Origin of the sequence: Vibrio gazogenes (assembly GCF_002196515.1) — a bacterium.
Taxonomy (GTDB): domain Bacteria; phylum Pseudomonadota; class Gammaproteobacteria; order Enterobacterales; family Vibrionaceae; genus Vibrio; species Vibrio gazogenes_A.
The window spans coordinates 380,822-402,627 of the sequence record NZ_CP018836.1 but is presented as its reverse complement, the minus strand read 5'-3'; the positions used below and the strand labels follow the sequence as shown (position 1 = coordinate 402,627).

The window sequence follows — 21,806 nt, the reverse complement described above, 5'->3', positions numbered from 1 at the left end:
AAATCGGTGAGATATACATTAAAACAGATCGCTGTCTTTGATGCGATAGCTGAATACGGCAGTGTCAGTCAGGCTGCGGATTACTTGTCTCTGACCCAGTCTGCAACCAGTATGTCTTTGTCACAATTGGAAAAAATTCTGGGGCGCGCATTATTCGAGCGACAGGGGAAACAAATGCGACTGACTCACTGGGGAGAATGGCTGCGACCACGAGCAAAACGTCTGTTACAAGATGCCCGACAAATTGAGACCGGTTTTTTTGATTTACAGGGGATCAGTGGTGATCTGACGCTGTGTGCCAGCCAGACACCGGCAGAGCATTTACTTCCTGAACTGATCAGTCTGTTGGATCATCGTTATCCCGATGTGCGGATCAAAGTCAGTGTCAAAAGTTCCCATAATGTCATTGAAGATGTTCTGAGTTACCGCAGTGATTTAGGCATTATCGAAGGCCGTTGTGATGATCATCGACTCTGTCAGGAGATTTGGTGTAGTGACCAACTGACGATTGTTGCCGCTCCCGATCACCCGTATGCGAGCCTGCCTTCGGTCAGTTTTGAGTTACTTGCACAAGCACGCTGGGTGTTAAGAGAACCTGGGTCTGGAACCCGAATGGTGTTTGAAAGTGCCATCCATCCTTATGTCGCTCAGTTGGACGTCTGGCGTGAGTATGATTTTGTGCCGCTCTTGTGCAGCCTGACAGCGCATTCGGATTATTTGACCTGTTTGCCGTATCTCGAAGTCAAACCGTTAATTGAAACAAATCAGTTAGTTGCCTTGAATGTGCCTGAATTAAAAATGGATCGGAGTTTGTCTTTTATCTGGCGCGCCGATGTGGGGGAACATCCATTAATTGACTGTATCAGAGCAACCGGGTTGAACATGGTCGAAGGCCGATCTCTTCTGCGATAGAGACAGACGCTTCGCTGCCTGGTGCGGCAAAACGTCTGATATTAAGTATTCGTCTGATATTAAGTATTCGTTTGATATTAAGTATTGCCATTTGCCATTGTGACGATCCGTTTCAGCGTTTGTCTGAGGAGCTTCGGAATGCAGATAACACCGCGTTGCTCACAATAAGAAACAATTGCGAGGGCTAAATCGGGTTTTGCATATTTCTTGAGGACCCGGATGACCACTTTCTTTGCGGGAATGGGGTGGTCGTGTGGAATCCTAAGCATATCTTTAAAGAAAAACTCGAAGCCGTGGTTATATAAGAAGTGTTCGATATCGCGGTCAGGGAGTTCGGTCAGACGGTGTAAGATCTGATCATGTCCCAGTTGTGCGTGGACGGTGGCTGCATATTTCTTACCGGCTGTATCTCCGTCAGTGACCACATGCCAGTCGATACCGAATGCTTTGGCGACTTTAATTAATGATTTGAGCCCGGATTGCGCAAATTCGATGATCTGTATCCCTTCAGCCATCAAATCATAACCACACTGGCGAGCCAGTTCACTGAACAGCCAGACCTCGGTTTCACCTTCAACCAGTAGCCAGCAGCGGGCAAATAGTGCGCTGGAGCGATGAAAGCGAATATGAAAACCGATACGACGCAGATCGTCCTGAGACAACATTTTTTCCGGGACAGACATGGCTTTAGTCCGGTCTGTCATTCTGACCAGTCGTCTGATTGAATAGAGCGGCACTGCCGCGAGCAGTTCGCCACTGTTCGTCGTGAGAATTTTTTGCATCGGCAGCAATTGTAAAATCGTCCAGGCCCGTGCCAAATGTGTCGGGTGTAAGCGGCCTTCCGGATCTTCAATGATGAGAATCGGCCGGGCACACCGGCGAAGATCGGTCGGGCCTTTGGCTTGTAGATAAGCATTTAGCAAGCGCATTAATAACAAACGACTCTGACGATTTTTGGTTTCTTCAATATACTGAATGAACGTTTTTTCTGATGCGGGTGAGGCATACACCAGACTGGTTCTCTCAAACATCGGTTTCTTTTTACCCCGACTTTTGAATGAGAAGTAGTGTTCAACCAATGAATTCATTGAATTGAGGCTGCTTTTGATCTCTCCTTTATTTACGTGTCCGGGGGTTGCCAGCAAACGGCGGCAGGTATTGTCGATTCTTTTCTCTATTCTGGCGTTCTTACTGTGATTGTTGCCATTGGTAGCGTCTTCGAAATGTCGTGAATCCCTGAGACGCAGGACGGGATGAAGGCTGCTTAACTCTTGGGCGAGTTTTTCCGAATGGTGTAGTCTGAGCGGCTCGCCATCCTGATCAAGAAAGTGATGAACGGTTGTAATGCGATCATGTTCTCTGGTACCACTGATTCGATAAATAATCCGACTGAATCCCCGGGGCGCAGGTTGCCAGATTGGTTTCAGTCTACGATATCGTCCGGACTTCGGCTCATTTTTCTCGGTTGTGATAAAACAGAGCACAATTTGCAGATGTTGGGTTTGTGGTTGAGAAACCGCATAATTGACATGAAAGTCCTGAAGCGAAAAATGATACAGACTACCGTCAGGTGGAAGGGCAATACTGAGTGCGTCCAGCAGAGAAGACTTTCCCCAGGTATTTTCTCCGATTAAAGTGGTGAGCGCTTCTAAACTCAGCGATAAACGACGGATTCCTCGGAAGCCGGATACTTCGACTCGCTCTAAATGCATAGGCATCTTCCCAGAGAGATGGCTCTTAGGGTAAGAATAATATAAAAAGTCAGAAATACGAGTTACTTACATCACAGATGATGAATATCGGTGATGTGAGCGCTTGAGAGATGAAAAAAGTTTGAACTCTATTTCACAAACGGAGATGAATCTGTCATGCTTTTCCATCCATGATACAAAGGGAAATGCTTGAGTCTATGCATCACCATCACCAGCCATTGTCCATCACGATTGCGCACTTAAATGACACTCACTCATATTTTGAGCCTTCATCCTTGCAGCTTGAAATGACTGTGCATCAGGATGAGATTTCACCGTATGTCAGTGCGGGAGGGTTCGCCCGAATCGCCACGCGCGTCAGTCAACTGAAAGATGAGGCCTACAACAGCGACCGTCCTTTTTTATTACTGCATGGCGGAGACTGTTTTCAGGGCACCCTCTATTTCTCCCTGTTTAAAGGAGAAGCGAATGCCACTTTGTTAAATGCATTGGGGGTAGACGCGATGGTGTTGGGTAATCATGAGCTGGATCTGGGCAATGAACCGGTTGCTCGGTTTGTGCGAAATATTAATTTTCCGCTTTTAGCGGGCAACTGGGATCTGAGTCAGGAACGGCCGGACAAACCATATCGATTATCTGATCAAACCAATGTGTACCGATATGATGTTCAGCAGCAAACTGCCCAGTGGCTGGTGCGGGAATATGAACAAGATGCTGTGGCGATCTTCGGCCTTTCGCTGGATCGGATGGATGATATCTCCAACCCTGATGCGGATACGCCGTTTGTCGCTGCACTGGCAGTTGCCCGTCGAACAGTAAATGCGATTCAGCACAGTGGGATCAATAAGATTATTTTACTGAGCCACCTTGGGTATGAAATAGACAAACAGCTTGCTGAAGCGGTCAGTGGCATCAGCTTGATTATTGGCGGGCATAGCCATGTTTTACAAGGTGACTTCTCGGATATTGGGCTGGGGGCCGCCGAACCGTACGGGATCAAAGTCGGAGAAACCCATATTGTACAAGCTGGATGCCATGCACTGGCACTGGGCCACTGTCATATTGATTTTGATGCCGCAGGCAATGTCGTGCGTTTTCAGGGTAGGAATGAGCTGTTGATTGGTCGGCGTCTGTTTGTCGATGCGGCCAGACAGTCTCCTGGCAGTGACTGGCGACATCAACATGCCTGTGATTATCTGGAACAACACCCGATGGTGTATGTTTGCCGCAAAGATCCGCAAATTCAGGATATATTGAACCGGAATTACCTGCCGATAGTGCGTCAACAGCAAACCAAAGCCGTGATTCATTTGACACAACCTTTATTTCACACTCGAATCCCCGGAGAAAAGGGTGGGAGTGAAATCGCACCGTTGGTCGCCCGGTCATTTCATTATGCGATGGGTAAGCGAGGACATCCGGTTCAGTTCGCAGTACATAATGCCGGCGGTGTGCGTTGCTCTTTGTCGAGTGGTGTTCTGACGGTTGCCGATATTGCCGGTCAATTATTGCCATTTGCCATCCCTATCGGCGTGTATTACGTTACCGGGGCGACCCTCAGGGAGTTATTGGCTGGTGCCATTGACAATGCATTAGGTTATCGGGCAGATAGTACCGGTACGGGAAGTTATCCTTATTGTTATGGTCTCGATTTTCACTATCAGGCCGACATGCCGCCAGAAGAGCGAATTCAGGCCTTGAAGATTTATCAAAATGGTCACTGGACATCTGTTGATGATTCAACGGTTTATTGTGGGACATCATCAGCCTATACGATGAAAGGAAAAGAAGGGTATGAAGCTATCCTTGGCATGGTTCAGCCCGGTATTGTTTCGAACATCTCAATGGCCGATGCTTTGATTGAGATGTTTGAAGATAAACCTGAATGGCTTGAAGCCACTGTCGAAGCACAATTTATCAGCTAGTTTCATGTGCTGAACACCATTTTGGCATTGTCTTTGCTTGTTTGATGGTGTTGAAATAACCTCATTGGTGAGGAGGGAATATGCGGCATAGAGATTGGTTTGATGCGCTGGTGGTTGCCAGCTGGATAAGTATCTGGTCCTTACTGGTTTATTTTCTACCCTATTCGGTTGTTTAAATCAGTTGGTCATTCACATGAATAAATGCTATTAAGCAGCTATTGAAATTGAACAATAGCTGCTTTTAATATTGCGCTTTCCGTTCAGTTCAATACTGACTGGTTATTTTCCTGTCAGACCATCCTCGTATGATTAAAATAACCGTTTACAAATTTGGAATCGATCTCTCATTTTGGTTAGTATTCTGCAAAATCTCCGAAAAAAACATCCAGAAATAGTCAATATCTCATCAATTCTGCTTGCCTAAATAAGTGAGCGCTTTAAGATCGACGGGTTGTTTTTCATATCTTTGCTAGGTATATAATCATAATGACTACACAAAAAATAAGTGAATCTATCTCGGTTATTTCTAAGGTCGGTTTTTTTCTTGGTGCCGTAATAATACTGATATATTGCTCAATGATTGGGTTCTATCCTCAAGGTCTCACGTTAGGTGATGGGGCATTCATTGGCTTCGTTTTTCTCTCGTTCGGATTCTTAGCCACATTATTTATCTTTTTGTTTTCGATCTCATCTTTATCATTGATCAATGCTCTGATTTTTCTGTTTCGGTTGCCATCGTTTGTCCTGAAAACGTTGTCGATGACCAAGAAAGAGAAACATCTGCGTGGCATGGTATTTGGCGGGATGCTCAAAAACTTTATCAAAGATAATCAGATCGGTTCGATCTCTTTCTTAGGATTGGTTTGGTTAATTCCGCTGATTTATATTATTTGTCAGTATGCGACAGTCAGAGACTCAGACTGGTTTGCAACCCTTTTGATGTTTACACCGCTGTTGTATTGTGGCATCGCCTGTAAGATGTATCTTAATCATAAAGAGAAGAATATTTTCAATAGTCTGGTGACGCTATTTATTTTATTAACACCTTTTATGGTGGTGCCTGGATTATTTAAATATACCTTATATACCGCGATGGAAAATATTGGTGTCAGGGACAGTCATGTCTCTCTTTATATCAATAATCAGTATGTTCCAGTTGTGAATGACATTATCAATAAAAATGATCTGAGTGACTATCAAGTGACCAATGTTGATGGTGATTTCAGTAAAATCGATAATGTTGATGTCATTTTTACAGGGGCAGGAAACCGAAGTCTTTTACGCTTGGCGGATAAACGTGTGTCGGTTAATTTTGTGTTGCCGTCGGATGCCTTTTATACCGAAAAGTCCCATTTGAATCATGACTTGAATAGTCTTATCGCAGCCATCCAAGCGAATAGCTCAGATGCATTTAAACAGAATAAGGCCTCATTTGATTATCACCATATGGTGTTAAACTTTGGTTCGTATGGTTATTTTAAAGTCGGGGAGTACACCGTTTCACCTCGGTTTGAAACCGCGATTACATCAATACTGAATCCATTATTTGATGTTCTTTCACAGTATCCGGAACAGATTCAATCTTTGGAAGTAATCGGATTATCCAGTCAGGAATGGAAAGGCTCAAGAGATGATTTGGATGCTTACAAGTATAATTATGATCTGTCTGTGAAAAGAGCGTTAGCAGTGTCTAATGTCTTGTTTGAAAGTGAGATGTTACAGCCATATGGACAGTGGTTGAGTGATAAGTTGGTCATTCGCGGTGAGTTGTCCCGACACGATGGACGGGATAAAAAATCAGACCGGAGAGTGATTATCAAATTGAACCTGAAACAGTAACTCTTTTGTCCTAAGTCAAGAGAAAGGGTAAAGAAAACCCCGGTGTCAGAGAATGACACCGGGGTTTTTCATCGCATCGAGTCAACTTTATTTTTTACGGGTATATTCAGCAATAATATACATCGACTGACCGTTTGCTTTTCCTGAAACCAGCTTCGGATCATCGCTCAGGCTGATGCCACGAACAACGGTTCCTTGCTTGATGACTTGGGAAGAACCTTTAATTGGTAAGTCTTTAATAATAGTGACATCGTCACCTTTCTTAAGTTCGACACCGTTGACGTCGCGGGGTTTCTCAGCATCATCATCCATGCCGATCAGTGCCCAGTTAGCAACATCTTCTTCCAGATACATCATATCCAGCAGATCATGAGCCCAAGCTTCAGATTCTGATAAACGCTTTAGTTGACGCCATGCCACAACTTGTACAGCTGGTGTTTGATTCCACATACTGTCGTTCAGACAACGCCAGTGGTTTGAATCCGCTGTTTCCGGGTTCTCAATTTGGCTCTTACAAGTGTCACAGAGCATCACTGCATGATCGACTGTAATTTGTGTATGAGGTGCAACAACAAATGGTTGAAGCTGAGCGGTAGAGGAACAAAGTTCACATTTTGATTCACAACGTTCAAGCAGCGCTGATTCTGTTGCCATATGATTGGACTCCAGTAAAAAGAATAAGGGCGTATTATCCACTTCGTGGCAACAATTTAAAGTTTTTTATCCATCAAGATGATGTTTCAGCAACAATTAATCGAGGAGAGGGAACAGTATCAATGAGATAGCAAGGTTCATACATATGAATATCGTTTGCTGGCGTCAGCTATGCTTATCATGATATTTTCTGTGTGTAAAATTTCGGCTCACTCACCTCTGTTCGATTTGTGAAAGGTAGATTATGCGTATCTGGAAAAGACCGATTAATATTGACTTATTGAATCAAACGTCAGTCAACACCATGATGGAACATCTGAATATTGTCTATACGGAAGTTACCGATTCAACGATATCGGCAACAATGCCGGTTTGTCATTTTACCCATCAGCCATTGGGGATGCTGCATGGCGGTGCTTCAGTGGTACTTGCTGAAACATTAGGCTCGGTTGCGGCGAATTGTTGTGTTGATGAAGATGCTTATTGTGTCGGATTGGACATTAATGCCAATCATATCCGGGCGGTCAGAAGCGGAACGGTTACAGGGATCGCTCAACCCATGCATATTGGTGTATCCACGCAAGTATGGCAGATCAATATTCATGATGAGCGGGATCGATTAGTGTGTACCAGTCGCCTGACCATTGCCGTCAAAAATAAAAAGTAACAATAATATGCGGACTAAGTTTGCAGAATAGGGGAAAATAGGAAATTATAGAGCTATGGATCGCATCATCAATTTCCCCCTTTATTTTTATGAGTAGTCCAAGATTACGTGTCCAGTTTGAAACCTTATTCGAACACTTTGAAGGTCAAAATACGGAAGTCCATTTAGAAGATGTGACGGATATACTGTTTTGTACGCGCCGTAATGCCCGTATTGTCTTGAATAAGATGGAAGAAGAAGGTTGGATTGAGTGGCATCCGGCGGCTGGCCGGGGCAAATTATCGCACCTGATTTTTAAACGCAGTCGGAATGATGTCAGTGAAAATCTGGCCAGACGGTACCTTGAAGAAGGAAAGTTCGGGCAGGCGTTCTCCGTACTGGATCAGAATGCTGATAAACTGACCCAAGTCATTCAAAACTATCTCGGTGTTCAGCATCAGCAGGGACGCCAAGTTGTTCGCCTGCCTTACTATCGTCCGTTATCGATGCTCAACCCTCGTAAACCGATGCGACGTTCTGAACAACATATTGCCCGGCAAGTTTTTAGCGGTCTTACAACTTTCGATGAGAATGAAGTCCTTCAGCCCGATCTGGCACATAGCTGGCAGAGTCTGTCTGCAAATCATTGGCGGTTTTATTTACGTCCCGGTGTCCGGTTCCATAATGGTCAATTGCTGACATCAGAATTGGTGGTTGACAGTCTTCGTGAGTTGCAGCATTTCAGATTGTTTCATCATATTGAGGGCGTTTCATCGCCCGGAGATTGGGTGATTGATATTCATTTGAGTAAACCTGATTTACATTTACCGATTTTATTGGCTGAAACGTGTGCAAGAATTGTGAGTCCCAACGTTCAGCAAGAGAACGAATTTGATGTCATGCCAATTGGTACCGGACCATTTAAAGTGGTGATTAATGATGATAAACGATTGATTCTGGAAGCATTTGATAGTTATTTCGGTTATCGTCCGTTGCTCGATCAGATTGAAGTCTGTGTCATCGATGAAGCCGACTCTTCTTTGGTTTTTCCAACCTTGAATACGCCTCTCAGGCTGAGACGTGGCGCGTCTCGTGAAGATGTTGATTTGGATCCGGGGTGTATTTACCTACAATTGAACCGTAGAGACGGGATTGCCTGTGATCGGGTGTGGGCTGAATATTTGAGTAGTAAACTGAGCGGACTCAACCTATTTAGTCTCTTGCCGGAAGAAACGGTTGTGACGTGGGGAATGTTACCTGCCCACGGGTTGAAACCAGGGTGGTATCACCATCGTTCCTGTCGCCACATTATTCTCCCAGAGATCACGCGCCCGGTTCGGATTGCCTATCATGCCAAGCATCCGATGTATCCCCATTTGGTTGACGTGATTCAGGCTGTATTGATGCAAGATGGTATTCAGGTTGAACTGAGCACGTATGAGAATGGCGTCGTCGATGTAACCCAAGAGATTGATATTTGGATAAAAGCCATGGGTATATCAAACCATCGCGATGATGCACTGGCGGGATGGCTCTTGGATTATTCTGATGTTAGTCAAACCAGTCAGCCAGAGGACTTTGCCGATTGGCAGCAGTTGATTGATGACTGGCGGTGCGAGCCTGATCAGCCCTTTCCGGCAAGAGAAATTGGTAAGTCTGTGATTGAAAAATATCAAATTGTTCCCCTGTTTCACAGTTGGTTTGGCATCAGTCATGACCAGTGTGGCGCATTGCAGAATGCTAAATGCAATGCACTGGGATGGTTTGATTTTGGTCGGGTATGGGTCAAGCCGAAGCTGGATTGAACATCATCCATATCCATCATTTTCCGGGTGTGTTTTTTACTGCGGTTTGGCGAAGTGGTGCAAAATGATATGCCATCAGTCAATATGTGTCCGCTATCAACCCGAGATCTTTTTGTATAATACTTGAATGTCGACATATTTGATGGTGGCAATTTATCGATATTGAGCCTGAGTGGAGCTTCATGTGTTTCATCAATGAGTTTGAACAAATATACATTCTCAATCATATGGTTTTTAACCTGCGTTTACGAAAATAGCTTAAGGATACTGATTTTGCATAGTCCTATTACATTAGAAGCACTTTACATTCTCGATGCGATCGAACGACGTGGCAGTTTTGCGGCGGCGGCACATGAGATGAATCGTGCACCAAGTTCCCTGAGTTATCAGATTCAAAAACTGGAGCAGGATCTTGATATCATCATTTTTGACCGCTCCGGTCATAAGGCCAGTTTTACTGATGCCGGACGATTACTACTGGATCACGGCCGACAAATTCTCTCTGAAACCGACAAGCTGGTGAATGATGCAACGGTGCTGGCAAATGGCTGGGAGCTGGATTTGACGTTGGCTTATGATGGTATCATTCCTGTGGATAATTTCTTTCCACTGGTGGAAGCTCTCGGCAATGTGAGTAAAACCAGAGTACGGCTTCAGGAGGAAATTTTGGCGGGATGCTGGGAATCACTGGCATCGGATCGGGCCGATCTCTTGATTTGTCCTCGGCTGGAAACCATGCCACATGATGTCAAAGTTGAGTCATTGGGATCAATGTCGATGGTGTGGGTGGCCGCAACCGGACATTATGTCCATAAACGGAGTGGTGTGTTTGATGAAAATGCGCGCCAGAAGTATCGGATTGTTGCGATTGCTGATACCGCCAGAGAACAACCACCACTCAGTGTCAATATACTGCACAAACAACCGCGACTGACCGTGACAAATTTTGCGGCTAAGTGTCAGGCGCTGACATCCGGGCTTGGGATTGGGACGCTACCACAACAGGTAGCGCAGCCTTTGATTGATGCAGGCAAGCTACAAATCATTCATGGTACGGAAAAGAACGATGCAGAATTAGTGCTGGCTTGGCGTCGAAATAAAATGGGTGAAGCCAAATCTTGGTGTATTCAGTATCTGAAAAAACATTGGAACTTACTCAATTGAATGAGTCAGATGACATCAAGAAAAAAGAGAACGGAGTCGCAGACAAGTGACTCCGTTTCGTTTGACCGATATCATTCACTCGCTTGCGATAATAGCAGTTGCATTTCTGCCGTCCCATCTTCGAAATGAACTTCCACATGAAATCCGAGTTTCTGAGCCAGTGATAACATCCCTTGGTTACTTGGCATGGTGATGCCTGATATTTGTTGCGTTCCTTTATTTGTACAATAGTCGATAATTTTTCTCATCAGAATGCGTCCCAGTCCCAAGCCTTTTAAGTCGGAGCGGATTAGAATTGCAAATTCTGCGTCACTGTTGTCCGGTGAGATTAATGCTCGCGAGACTCCGATAATCTCATGTTCAGGGAATGCTTGAACCGCAACAAAAGCCATTTCCCGGTCATAATCAATCTGAGTCATATTTGCTAAGGCTTCATGGTTGAATTCACCCACTTCCGTAAAAAAGCGTTTATACAGATCCTCTTTGGAGACTTTACTGATGAAGTCTGCATGATCGGGTTCATCTTCCGGCAAAATCGGGCGAATCAAAATAGATTCTTGGTTTTTCATGACTATCTCTTCTTCCATCTCAGACGGATAGGGACGGATGGCTAACCGCTGTTGCGCATCACCGTGGTAAGGTTTGAGATGTAAATCGGCATCCAAAATCGTAAATTGATGGCCATTGACTAGCAGGGGATGAATATCTAATTCATGAACTTCAGGACACGTTTCGATGAATTGTGAAAGTCTCACTAAAAACTGAGACAGCCCTTCAATATCAATCGGTTCCGGAAGTTTTTGCAGGCGGACTTTATTGTTCTTGATCGCTTGGATAATTAAATATCTTGCCAATGTCATATTCAACGGAGGCAGGGCAGCTTCGGCATCTGTTGCTTCTTGCCATTCGGAGCCTCCTTGTCCCAGAAGAATGACCGGGCCGAAGGTATCGTCATGTTTGACTTTGATCCGCAGTTCTTCACCGCCAGCAAGTTTCGCCATGCCTTGGACAACTAAGCCATGAATCAAAGCTGCCGGATAAGACAGACTTACCCGGTCGAGGATCGCTTGTGAGGCGCTTTCAACTTCGTGACGATTCCTGAGGTTGAGCATGACGCCTTGTACGTCAGATTTATGTGCGATATCCGGTGAGCGTAATTTGACCGCAACCGGATAACCGATGGTTTCGGCAATATGGACGGCTTCGCTACTATCTTGTGCCATCCAAGTGGGGAGTACATCAAACTCAAAACAGGTCAGCAAATCACCGATTTGGTGAGTATCGAGTAATGTTGCTTGCTGATTCGCAAGATGGAGATGTTCTTGAATCCACTTTTGGGCTTTTTGAATTTTTTCTGGTGGAAGAAAATCAGCAGTCGTTGGTGTTTCCATCAATTGCTTTTGATTTCGCTTGTACTCAACCATGTGCATGAATGCGGTCACCGCACTTTCCGGCGTCCGGTAAGTTGGAATTCCGGCTTGATAGAATCGTTGCCGAGCCGCTTTGGCGGTGAGTTCACCCGACCAATTGGTCAAAATGTTAAACTGGCGGCTGCGTGGATGCTGGTCTAAGGCATCAATCACAGCTTGAGCCGTCTGCTCTGATTCTGCAACGGCTGAAGGACAATGCATAATCAAAATCGCATCGGCAACGTCTGAATCTAACACGGCATTCAGTGCTGATACATAGCGCTGATGCCCGGCATCGCCCACAAGATCAATGGGGTTGGCGTGTGACCAACTTGGCGGCAAACACTGATCAAGTTTGTGCATGATGTCATCATCCAGCCGAGCTAACTTGCCGCCGCGTTCGAGTAGGGTATCAATAGCCATAATGGCTGGCCCGCCACCATTGGTGATAATTGCCAGACGTTCACCACGGAGTGGGAGTGGGTGAGTTAAGGTTTCCACTGCGGCAAACAGCTCATGTGTGTTATGAACACGTAACATACCGCTACGTCGAATGGCAGAGTCATAAATAATATCGAGGGTATCGATACCACCGGTATGTGCTTTGGCGGCTTTTCTACCTTCCAGCGTTCTTCCGCCTTTTAATACCAGAATTCGCCGATTCCGCGAGGCCGCCCGGGCCGCAGAGATAAATCGTCTGGCATTCCGAATTGTATCGATGTAGAGCAAAATCGCATCGGTGTGGCGATCTGTACTGAGATGATCAAGTAGATCATTGAAATCAATATCTGATGCATTGCCCAGAGAAATAAAGGCAGAAAAGCCAATCTGTTTTTCATTGGCCCAGTCCAGAATGGTTGTACACACGGCTGCTGACTGAGAAATAAAGGCAATATTGCCTTTTAAGGCAGGGACCGGAGAAAAGGAAGCATTAAATGAGATCCAAGGGAGGATGATCCCCAGACTATTTGGGCCAACAATCCGCATATTGGCCGCTTTTGCGATAGCAAGACACTGTTGTTGAATCTGATGTTCTTCTGAATCATTGCTATACATATCTGAAGATAAGACCACCACATAAGCGACTTTTTTCTCGGCAAGCTGGTGGAAAAGCGAAATATTTCTTGAGGCGTGCGTACATAAAACTGCGATATCCGGTATGATAGGCAGCGAGTCAATGGTTTTATAAGCCAGCACGCCACATACTGAGGTATAACGGGGGGTGACCGGCATGACCGTGCCATCAAAGTTACCGCTGAGCAGGTTTTTCATCACGACATGACCAGCTCGTAGTGGGCGATTGGAGGCACCAATGACGGCAACCGATCTGGGCTTTAAAAAATGAGACAGGTTGTTCATTTTTATTTCTCACATCAGCAAGGATATCCGTCTGATTATACAATTGGATTGATGAAAGCAGAGATATGGAAGGCAAAACTTGGATATTCGCTTAATATTGTTTAATACTTTGTGTTTTATATCACATGTTATTCATTTGAATTTATTACCTAAACTTGATTCTAGACTCGGCTATGGGCATGATTGATACACTCTTTATGAAAGGCACGAAAACTATGGAAAAAAAAGTCATTCTCGGTTTGTCTACGTTACTGCTGGCGGCATGCTCTTCTGGTACCTATGTAACGGACGTGACAACTGAAAGCTACCAGGAAGAATATCCCACGGCCAAAATACAGCAGCCGGTGGTTTCTCAGCAGGGAACAACCGCTGAAGGTGTGACAGAGATGAATGTGGTTCGGACGACAGAGCAACCAGCGACATCTAAAAAAATGTCTCAACCAAGTCAGACCGCTGTGACGATTACTCCGCCAACAGCAAAACAGGTGGCAATGAATCCACGTTTTGGTTACACCATTCAGGTGGTTGCCGTTGGTAGTCAAAGTAAAGTGGATCGATTTTCTAACAAGCTTCCCAAAGATGGTCAGCCTGTTTGGGAAAACTATAAAGTCGTGAATGGGACGAAGTGGTATACGGTCTTATACGGTGATTTTGCTACGCGAGCTAAAGCACGTCAGGCAATTCAGATGCTGCCGGCTGAATTCCGTCAACTCAAACCTTTTGTTAAAAGTATTGACGCCATTAAAAATTCAGAATATCCGACTTTAAACAAACTTAATTAGATAGAAAAAGGGCCTCAGGCCCTTTTTTTGTGTGACTTTTTTGTATAAATAAAGACCGGTTAGCCGCTTAGAGAAAGATAAGACTACAACTTTGTCTGGAATTATCTATGATAGGGGCGATTTAAACTGAAAGGAACTGTGGAAGAATAATGGGCCGTATCAATATATTATTGCTTTGTGGTGGTGGTTCATCAGAACATGAGGTGTCATTGGTTTCTGCGAATTATGTTCAGGAACAGCTCCAAACGAATCCTCACTTTGACGTCGAACGTATTGAAATGACACCTGACGGGTGGTTGACCGAAGATGGCCATCTGGCATATCTGGATACCAATACAGCGACACTGAATACTGATGTCAGTCGTCAGAAAATTGATTTTGTGGTGCCCTGTATCCATGGTTATCCCGGAGAGACCGGTGATATTCAGTCGATGCTTGAATTAGCAGCCATTCCATATCTGGGATGTGGTCCCGAAGCGAGTTCAAATAGCTTTAATAAAATTACCTCGAAGCTTTGGTATGATGCGTTAGGCGTGCCTAATACGCCTTATTTATTCCTGTCTGAATTCACAGATCAAACGGTTGAACAATGTGAAGACGCATTGCATCGTTGGGGAGCCTTATTTGTCAAAGCTGCGCGACAAGGTTCTTCAGTTGGTTGTTACAAGGTCACTGATTTGGCGCAATTACGCCAGTCGGTCACCTCGGCATTTCAGTTTTCGGAACAGGTTCTCGTTGAACAAGCAGTGAAGCCGAGAGAGCTAGAAGTCGCTGCTTATGAAATCGGTGGGGAACTTCATATCTCGGCTCCCGGTGAGGTCATTGCTCCGGCTGATGCTTTTTACACCTATGAAGAGAAATATAGTCAAACCAGCCATTCCTATACCAAAGTTGAGGCTGAAGGTTTGACTGCTAAACAGCTTGCTTCCATTCGTGAATACAGCGAGAAAGTATTCCGTCATATGAAACTTCGACATCTTGCTCGGATTGATTTTTTCTTGACCTCAGATGGACATATCTATTTGAACGAAGTGAATACATTCCCGGGAATGACGCCCATCTCAATGTTCCCAAAAATGTTGGAAAATAATGGCCATCACATGGCGGATTTCTTAACGGATTGTATTGAACGTTCATTAGAACAAGTTACGACTTCCAAGGCTTAAACGATTTAAATTGTTGCATTCCTATTTCAGCCTGACGATGCTTTCCAACATACTGAGAAGGCATCACAGGGCTTTGCCAGCGACCAAAAGACTGAATCTCTTTGATTTTCATCCCTTGTTGATAGAGCTCTTGTGTTGCTCCGATCCGAGTCGACTGACCTGAGAATTTAAGGTGAGCAATGCCTAGTCGTTCTCCTGCTCCTCTTAAAATTCGATAGATCGATGAGTCATTCAGTTTTTCAATTCCGATGTTTTGATGACGATCGATCGAACGAAAGACATAAGGTGAAGCGTGGATATCAATCAGTTGATACCAACGGTGAACGGCTTCTGAAGCTTGTGGAGAAAGTTGATAACCATTGCCTCTGAGTTCAACTTGTACCTCAGTGGCTGAGTAAAAGGTGAGCTGTTCGACGCGGAGCTCTCTGAGCTCTACTCGTTTCAGTATGCACTCAAACATCAGATGATAGATGGCGAGATCTCGAATATCTTTGGCTGCTTTCGATGTAGCAAGCTTGGTATCGAGTTGCTCAAGATGTTCCCGGCCTAACGCATCTGCTTGACTATTATCGCCTTTTTTTTCTGTTCTTAAAGACATGAGGAGTAAACGGACTTGATGGTTTGTGATTGGGTCTGGATACCCAAGCAACTTATGTAGCACTGTCATCGTGACGCTGTAACGACGCAAGGTTGAAAACTTTCTGACTCGTGATTCTTTTTCAAGAAAAAGACGAATCATGTCCGGAGATGCTGGATAAGGAACAACATGCTGATTCTGACAAAATGCTACAAATAGATTCCAGTCTTTAACCATCGCAAGTAAAGAACTGTTTGAATACTGATATTGAGTTAATTCATCGAGTTGTTCTTTATCGACAAAATCACAAAGCCGCTTGGTATAATTTTCAATTATTGTCTTTTTTGTGATTAATATTGGTTTTTTTAACATTTTAATGCACTATAACTAGTCTATTAGCCCTAAATATACTTGATCATGTGCCGATTACAATTAATATTAAATGGAAATACATAAAAGGGCTGAGTAGACATATGGCTGTTGCAACATACCGAGGATTTACCCTCAAATCTGCCGGTCAATCCAGTGATGTCTGGCAAGTAAAAATAAAGAATCATGTTCTTTCCGGTAATAAAGCAGCCGTGCAGAAGAGTATTGATTGGTGGTGTGATACTGCTTCGATTATTGATCCCAAAGAGTTTACCAACATCGAAGTAAAAAGAGAGCAACAGACAGCGAAACAAGAGCAGTTTGCTGGCTTTACTCTGAAAAATGATACTGGTGAGCCGAATGATTGGTACTGTATATTCAATGGCCGACTACTTAAGGGCTCCAAACTCGCAATTGAAAAACACATTGAAAAAACAATTATAGAACTCCGTCAGGCGAAAGCTGCGGCGGCAGCAAAGAAGTAATCAAATATGACATTAGTATATTCCACTGAAGTTGGACGTATTAAACCTGAGGAATCACAGCCTCAGCGGCCGAAAGGCGATGGTATTGTGAGAATACAAAGACAAACCAAGGGACGAAAAGGCAAAGGTGTTTGTGTTATCACCGGTCTTGATCTTGATGATGCTGCATTGAAACTCTTGGCAGCAGAATTAAAAAAACATTGTGGCTGTGGTGGTGCAGTAAAAGACGGGCAGATTGAAATCCAAGGTGATGATCGAGAAAAAATCAAAATGCTTCTGGAAAAGAAAGGCCATACCGTTAAACTCGCCGGTGGTTAATTTATTTCCGATGAAATCAATCAAAAGGCTTCCGAGTGACAACGTCACACTGGGGTCTTTTTTATTCTAACACACATAAAATTTGTGTTTCCTTGGCGGACTTAAGCCATTCTTATTTCTCCTGTTGTACAAAAAATATCTAGTGATTTCATATCTATAGAATTTATCCGTGATTAATGATTCAAATCAGTGTTTCAGTGCGCTTGTGAGCATATCTTATGGTTGTCACATTTTCATATGCAAACTATAGGAGATAAATATGAGTGTCATGAGATTTTCTGTACCCAGGGATATTATCTATGGCGAGGGGGCTCTGGCTGAACTGGCAACGTTAAAAGGCCAAAAGGCGGTGATTGTGACCGGTGGAAGCTCAATGAAAAAATTTGGATTTTTGACGCAATGCCAAGATTATCTGTCTCAAGCAGGGATCCATAGCATCATTATTGATGGTGTTGAGCCAAATCCATCTGTCAAAACCGTATGGCGTGGTGCCGAGGCAATGATGAGTTTCGAGCCTGACTGGATTGTAGCGATAGGGGGCGGATCCGCTCTTGATGCCGCCAAAGTCATGTGGTGCTTTTATGAACATCCTCACTTAAAATTTGAAGATATCATTGAAGTCGGCTCCATGCCGGCACTACGTCAAAAAGCAAAATTTATTGCCATTCCATCAACCAGTGGTACCGCATCTGAAATTACAGCATTCTCTGTAATCACAGATACCGAGAATCATATCAAGTATCCCATTGTCGCTGCTGACATGGTGCCGGATATTGCGATTCTTGATCCCAAACTACCAGAAACAATGCCAGCACATATTACCGCCAATACCGGCATGGATGTTTTGACACATGCTGCTGAGGCACTGGTTTCCATTGCTGCCACATCATTTACAGATCCGTACTCGATTGAAGCCATCAAGCTGGTTATCGATAACATTGAAACAGCATATAAAGAACCTGACAATAAAGAAGCTCGTTATAATATGCACAATGCATCTGCACTTGCAGGGATGGCGTTTACCAATGCTTCATTAGGATTGGTCCATTCACTCGCTCATAAAATCGGGGGTGAGTTTGGGGTAACACATGGTCTGTCAAACGCGATTCTTCTGCCATATATTATTGATTTTAATAGACAATACACCACTAAATATCAGTTTGCTGAGAGCATTCTCGGTATTAATGATCTGGCACAAACCGTCAGAGAACTAAACAAAGCATTGGGTATACCATCCTGCTTTAAAGATTGTGATGAAGTTGATTTCAGCGAAGAAAAATTCATCCGAGTATTGGAAAGAATGAGTGAGCGAGCTTATGGTGATCCTTGCACATTAACCAATCCAGGAAAACCAACTGTTGAAGATGTGAAGAGCCTATACCGTAAGAGCTATTACGGCGAGTAATTTTCTATCGTTCAAGCATAAAACGAGGGCGGCCAATCACCGTGCTCGTTTTACTATTTAGAAATCTTGTTTGAGAATCACAGCATCAAACCTGACGTGGGGTAAGAGACAAATTATTAGGGGATAGTTAAATACTATAATTGAATCAACTCAATTATAGTATTTAACATAACGTACATAATGCGCACTTGAGGAATTTTATTAGAGTGCCTAAATCGTCTATGATGAAATCTGTTTTTGGAGTAACTCCATTCTCATGCGGATGAAATCTACATCGTCAGCACCAAAAAACAGCCAATGAATGTTAATTATTTCTAAAATGCTTTTAAAAAAAGGCTTTAACGTACCTTTTGAAATGGATAATCTTGGTCAAAACAAGTTTTGGAATACAACATTTTATTCTAGAGGAACACTAAAAAATAGAGAGGAACTACTCCAAAATTATAAAACTTATTACATATAAACTAGAATATTCTAACGTTTTTAAGGTTGTACAGGTCGAAGCATTTAATCAAATTAAGTCATGAAGTACAATGACTTATAGAAAAGCCCTTGAGAAACAGGGTTCTCAAGGGCCAGTCAATAACCCTAAGGAGGGAATAGATGATAGCTCTGCTAATAGCGATAATTAACTTAATAGATACAATCATCCAACTACTAATCTCAATAATATAAATAGAAGTCCAGTGTTACAGCACTGGGCTTTTTATTTGAGACAAACAGATAATACCATAAGAGAATGATTTTGCGCATTATGCGAATTATGTGTACGGGCTAACGCTTCAAAGCGATTCTCTCTCATAGCATGTACGCCGCAAGCGCCGACAATCAGCAATTCGTTCGCCCACCCTTTGGTCACGCTAGGCTTTCAGCAAACCCTCAACATAATTCATACCCATAATGCGAACTTATGGGTTTTCAATTATTACCTGTGAATCATCTTATAGACACGTTCAGTAGTTATCTTTGAACGTTGAATAGCCACGGTAAATCTCTAATCTCATAAAATAATTAATTATAAATTTCTGACTCTAACTCAATCTTCGAAATATCTGGATTGTCAGCAGCCACATCATAGCCAAAATCTCTACCTTCAAGGAGCATGAATGAATCACTCAGGATTAACTTCAGATAGATATTTGGCACTAACCCAGTAATAACTGGAACCATAATAAATAGCTAACCATGAACTACTTTGTACAGCTTTAAATACTCGTACTTTTTCACCTTTAGTCAGTGTGCCAATAACCTTATGATTTTGACCTGGACCTGTCCGCTCTTTCAATTTATTGGCCAACACATACATGTACTTCACATGCATACAATTTTCCTGAATTGGGTGTTGATATGTAGATGATTTATAGCCTGAAGAAGATTGAAGTATTTCCTTTGTGGCATGTGTATTTCCAAGAGATACACGAGTCACCACAAGGTTGTCCTTTTTTACGAGTATTGGTGAATTGATCGGTGCTTGTCTCCTCATTTTCTCAACTATAAGCCACATGCTTATAACCAAAAAACGAGACTGAATTCTGGTTCATTCCAGATAATCCCAGTGATGAATGGAAACATTGCAAATCGGCAATGTGTTACCTGACTCGACTACGCTCAATCCATATCAACCCTCTTCTATTAAAGATAAATGGTTTCGTCTGCTGCTATGTTTTGGCGCTGCGGTGATGTTGCTTGTTTATTTTTACCACAAATATTAGTTATAGTGCATTAGCATATATGTCTAGAGTGATACTGTCACACAGTAGAAGTATTCACTAACATGAGATCCAAAAAGATCCTCTCTCCTTGGGGAGCTTAATACTCGGTAAACTATCACTCTATGGAAGTTGAATATACTGTTATAAGTTAATGAAAAATATAAATTTTAACTCAAATATCGGCAAATAATGAAGGCAAGCATGAAAAAGATCAACTTATTTTCTATAGAGAAATAACTAGGTAATGTAAGTAATCACTACGCGCAGTGATATTGATATACAAGATTTATATTTCAGAAAATAAAAAAGCCCCCTCTTTTCAGAGAGAGCTTAGATCGGTGTGTAGAAAAAGAATAAACGCGTTAATATGTGGACAGGAAGTTCACATAGGCACCTTTGGCGTGCTCATTGGTATAGCTTACAGCAGCATCAAGTTCGAACAATCCAAGCAGAGAAAGCCCTATCCCAGCAGTGTAGACCCCGTCAGAATCACTATAAGCCAGGTTCTTTTTATACCCGGCTCGCAATTTTAGCTGACGAAGAATATCGATTTCACCACCAACACGCAGCATCTGGGTGTTATCATTGAAATTGGTATAGCGCTCTTCTTCATTCAGATCATAATCAACACTAATCGAGGCATAATCCCCAATCAGCCCAACACCAACAGTATACAGAGGTCTAAGTTGATAACTATATTGTAGATCGGCTTTGCCGGATATACTGGAAGCAACTCGTTGGGTAGTGATATCACGAGAAACCAAATTGGTCGCGGCGAATCCAACTCTTACAGGACCATAAAACCACAGCAGACCAGCATCTAGGTTAAACACCGTTTCTCCGGTACTGTTTGCATCGATATCACTGAGATCGTAGTTTTTCAAACTGGCTTCGTATACATAGGTATACACTCGTTGCAATTTCGGAGACACACCGACTGAGATATGTTGCCCTAGAAATGTTTGATACTTTGCCAGAGAAAGACCTACTTCAGTGACCGCAACAGAAACCGCGTCAATCGTACTATTCTGTGCATTATCAAGCGTTGAGGAGCCAGTTGTCGCAATTGATGGTGTGACATAAGTCTCTGCATAAGCTTTACCAAACAAATTCATCGAAATATATTGATTGGGAATTCCTATTGCGATCGCACCACCAATATCAGCTTTGAGCTCTCCGCCATTGAGCGCATCGAGCTGACTCTGGAGCTTAGCTTCTTGTGATGCATCTCCACCTTCCACATCTTTGATTAAATCACCAACATCATCGATTGTATTGGAAATATCATCAGGATCGTTATAAGTGAGCCCAAAGCTAGGAAGTAACATTCCCGCATCATCATTTCTGCGATAAATGGCAACAATTGCAGGATTATAGAAAGGAGCAGTAAGATAGTTGGCTGAAACAACGCCTGTCCCTCCCATCGCATCCCCTCGGGCCTCAACAGCGTAGGACGCTGCCATACTTCCGGATGAAACAACGAGAAGTGACGGAATTAAATATTTTAGTTGTATATCCATATGCGCTATAAACCGAATAAAATTTAATGTTTATAACGACAGATTGT

Annotated in this window: 17 protein-coding genes; 11 read left to right on the top strand and 6 right to left on the bottom strand. The window is 43.3% G+C overall.

Features of this window, described 5'->3' with window-relative positions; genetic code table 11:
- Positions 1-6: 6 nt before the first annotated feature.
- Positions 7-912 (top strand): LysR substrate-binding domain-containing protein, encoded by a 906-nt coding sequence (locus tag BSQ33_RS17410; protein ID WP_088134786.1) that lies wholly within the window; start codon positions 7-9, stop codon positions 910-912.
- A gap of 77 nt (positions 913-989) precedes the next feature.
- Here the strand turns inward: BSQ33_RS17410 and BSQ33_RS17405 are convergent, their stop codons facing one another.
- On the bottom strand, positions 990-2,624 hold the full coding sequence (locus BSQ33_RS17405) for an ATP-dependent endonuclease (RefSeq protein ID WP_088134785.1): 1,635 nt from the start codon (positions 2,622-2,624) through the stop codon (positions 990-992).
- A gap of 197 nt (positions 2,625-2,821) precedes the next feature.
- Here BSQ33_RS17405 and BSQ33_RS17400 point away from each other — a divergent pair, with 197 nt between their 5' ends.
- Positions 2,822-4,549 (top strand): bifunctional metallophosphatase/5'-nucleotidase, encoded by a 1,728-nt coding sequence (locus BSQ33_RS17400; RefSeq protein WP_088134784.1) that lies wholly within the window; start codon positions 2,822-2,824, stop codon positions 4,547-4,549.
- A 576-nt stretch (positions 4,550-5,125) separates the two neighbouring features.
- On the top strand, positions 5,126-6,388 hold the full coding sequence (locus tag BSQ33_RS17395; protein ID WP_021019299.1) for an OmpA family protein: 1,263 nt from the start codon (positions 5,126-5,128) through the stop codon (positions 6,386-6,388).
- Between the two features lie 87 nt (positions 6,389-6,475).
- On the opposite strand, the gene BSQ33_RS17390 is transcribed toward BSQ33_RS17395, so the two are convergent.
- Positions 6,476-7,042: a PhnA domain-containing protein gene (locus tag BSQ33_RS17390; protein ID WP_072959760.1), complete on the bottom strand. Its 567-nt coding sequence runs from the start codon at positions 7,040-7,042 to the stop codon at positions 6,476-6,478.
- Positions 7,043-7,286: 244 nt separating this feature from the next.
- Here BSQ33_RS17390 and BSQ33_RS17385 point away from each other — a divergent pair, with 244 nt between their 5' ends.
- From BSQ33_RS17385 to BSQ33_RS17375, 3 genes are all read left to right on the top strand, one after another.
- The gene (locus tag BSQ33_RS17385; protein WP_021019297.1) at positions 7,287-7,709 is read left to right on the top strand and encodes a hotdog fold thioesterase; all 423 of its coding nucleotides are present in this window, start codon (positions 7,287-7,289) and stop codon (positions 7,707-7,709) included.
- 89 nt (positions 7,710-7,798) lie between these two features.
- A complete protein-coding gene (locus BSQ33_RS17380; protein ID WP_021019296.1) occupies positions 7,799-9,493 on the top strand; it encodes an SgrR family transcriptional regulator in 1,695 nt (564 codons plus the stop codon).
- Between the two features lie 273 nt (positions 9,494-9,766).
- Positions 9,767-10,657 carry a LysR substrate-binding domain-containing protein gene (locus BSQ33_RS17375; RefSeq protein ID WP_021019295.1) on the top strand — a complete coding sequence of 297 codons (891 nt, stop codon included), beginning with the start codon at positions 9,767-9,769 and terminating at the stop codon, positions 10,655-10,657.
- 71 nt (positions 10,658-10,728) lie between these two features.
- On the opposite strand, the gene BSQ33_RS17370 is transcribed toward BSQ33_RS17375, so the two are convergent.
- The gene (locus tag BSQ33_RS17370) at positions 10,729-13,425 is read right to left on the bottom strand and encodes a bifunctional acetate--CoA ligase family protein/GNAT family N-acetyltransferase (protein ID WP_088134783.1); all 2,697 of its coding nucleotides are present in this window, start codon (positions 13,423-13,425) and stop codon (positions 10,729-10,731) included.
- 215 nt (positions 13,426-13,640) lie between these two features.
- Here BSQ33_RS17370 and BSQ33_RS17365 point away from each other — a divergent pair, with 215 nt between their 5' ends.
- Positions 13,641-14,207: an SPOR domain-containing protein gene (locus BSQ33_RS17365; RefSeq protein ID WP_088135289.1), complete on the top strand. Its 567-nt coding sequence runs from the start codon at positions 13,641-13,643 to the stop codon at positions 14,205-14,207.
- A 149-nt stretch (positions 14,208-14,356) separates the two neighbouring features.
- Positions 14,357-15,373: a D-alanine--D-alanine ligase gene (locus BSQ33_RS17360; protein ID WP_088134782.1), complete on the top strand. Its 1,017-nt coding sequence runs from the start codon at positions 14,357-14,359 to the stop codon at positions 15,371-15,373.
- On the opposite strand, the gene BSQ33_RS17355 is transcribed toward BSQ33_RS17360, so the two are convergent.
- Positions 15,354-16,322, bottom strand: coding sequence for a tyrosine-type recombinase/integrase (locus tag BSQ33_RS17355; RefSeq protein WP_021019291.1), 969 nt, complete (start codon positions 16,320-16,322; stop codon positions 15,354-15,356). The two genes, BSQ33_RS17360 and BSQ33_RS17355, sit on opposite strands and share 20 nt — an antisense overlap.
- Before the next feature lie 101 nt (positions 16,323-16,423).
- Between BSQ33_RS17355 and BSQ33_RS17350 the strand changes: the two genes are divergently transcribed.
- From BSQ33_RS17350 to BSQ33_RS17340, 3 genes are all read left to right on the top strand, one after another.
- Entirely contained in the window at positions 16,424-16,804 is a 381-nt protein-coding gene (locus BSQ33_RS17350) for a DUF3319 domain-containing protein (protein WP_021019290.1), read from the top strand.
- Positions 16,805-16,810: 6 nt separating this feature from the next.
- Positions 16,811-17,122, top strand: a complete 312-nt coding sequence (yciH, locus tag BSQ33_RS17345) for a stress response translation initiation inhibitor YciH (RefSeq protein ID WP_021019289.1) — start codon at positions 16,811-16,813, stop codon at positions 17,120-17,122.
- Positions 17,123-17,381: 259 nt separating this feature from the next.
- Positions 17,382-18,527, top strand: a complete 1,146-nt coding sequence (locus tag BSQ33_RS17340; protein ID WP_088134781.1) for an iron-containing alcohol dehydrogenase — start codon at positions 17,382-17,384, stop codon at positions 18,525-18,527.
- A 1,111-nt stretch (positions 18,528-19,638) separates the two neighbouring features.
- Here BSQ33_RS17340 and BSQ33_RS21840 read toward each other — a convergent pair.
- Together BSQ33_RS21840 and BSQ33_RS17330 are read right to left on the bottom strand one after the other, a co-directional pair.
- Positions 19,639-20,031: an SH3 domain-containing protein gene (locus BSQ33_RS21840; RefSeq protein ID WP_088134780.1), complete on the bottom strand. Its 393-nt coding sequence runs from the start codon at positions 20,029-20,031 to the stop codon at positions 19,639-19,641.
- A 570-nt stretch (positions 20,032-20,601) separates the two neighbouring features.
- On the bottom strand, positions 20,602-21,759 hold the full coding sequence (locus tag BSQ33_RS17330; RefSeq protein ID WP_088134779.1) for a conjugal transfer protein TraF: 1,158 nt from the start codon (positions 21,757-21,759) through the stop codon (positions 20,602-20,604).
- Between the last annotated feature and the right edge of the window lie 47 nt (positions 21,760-21,806).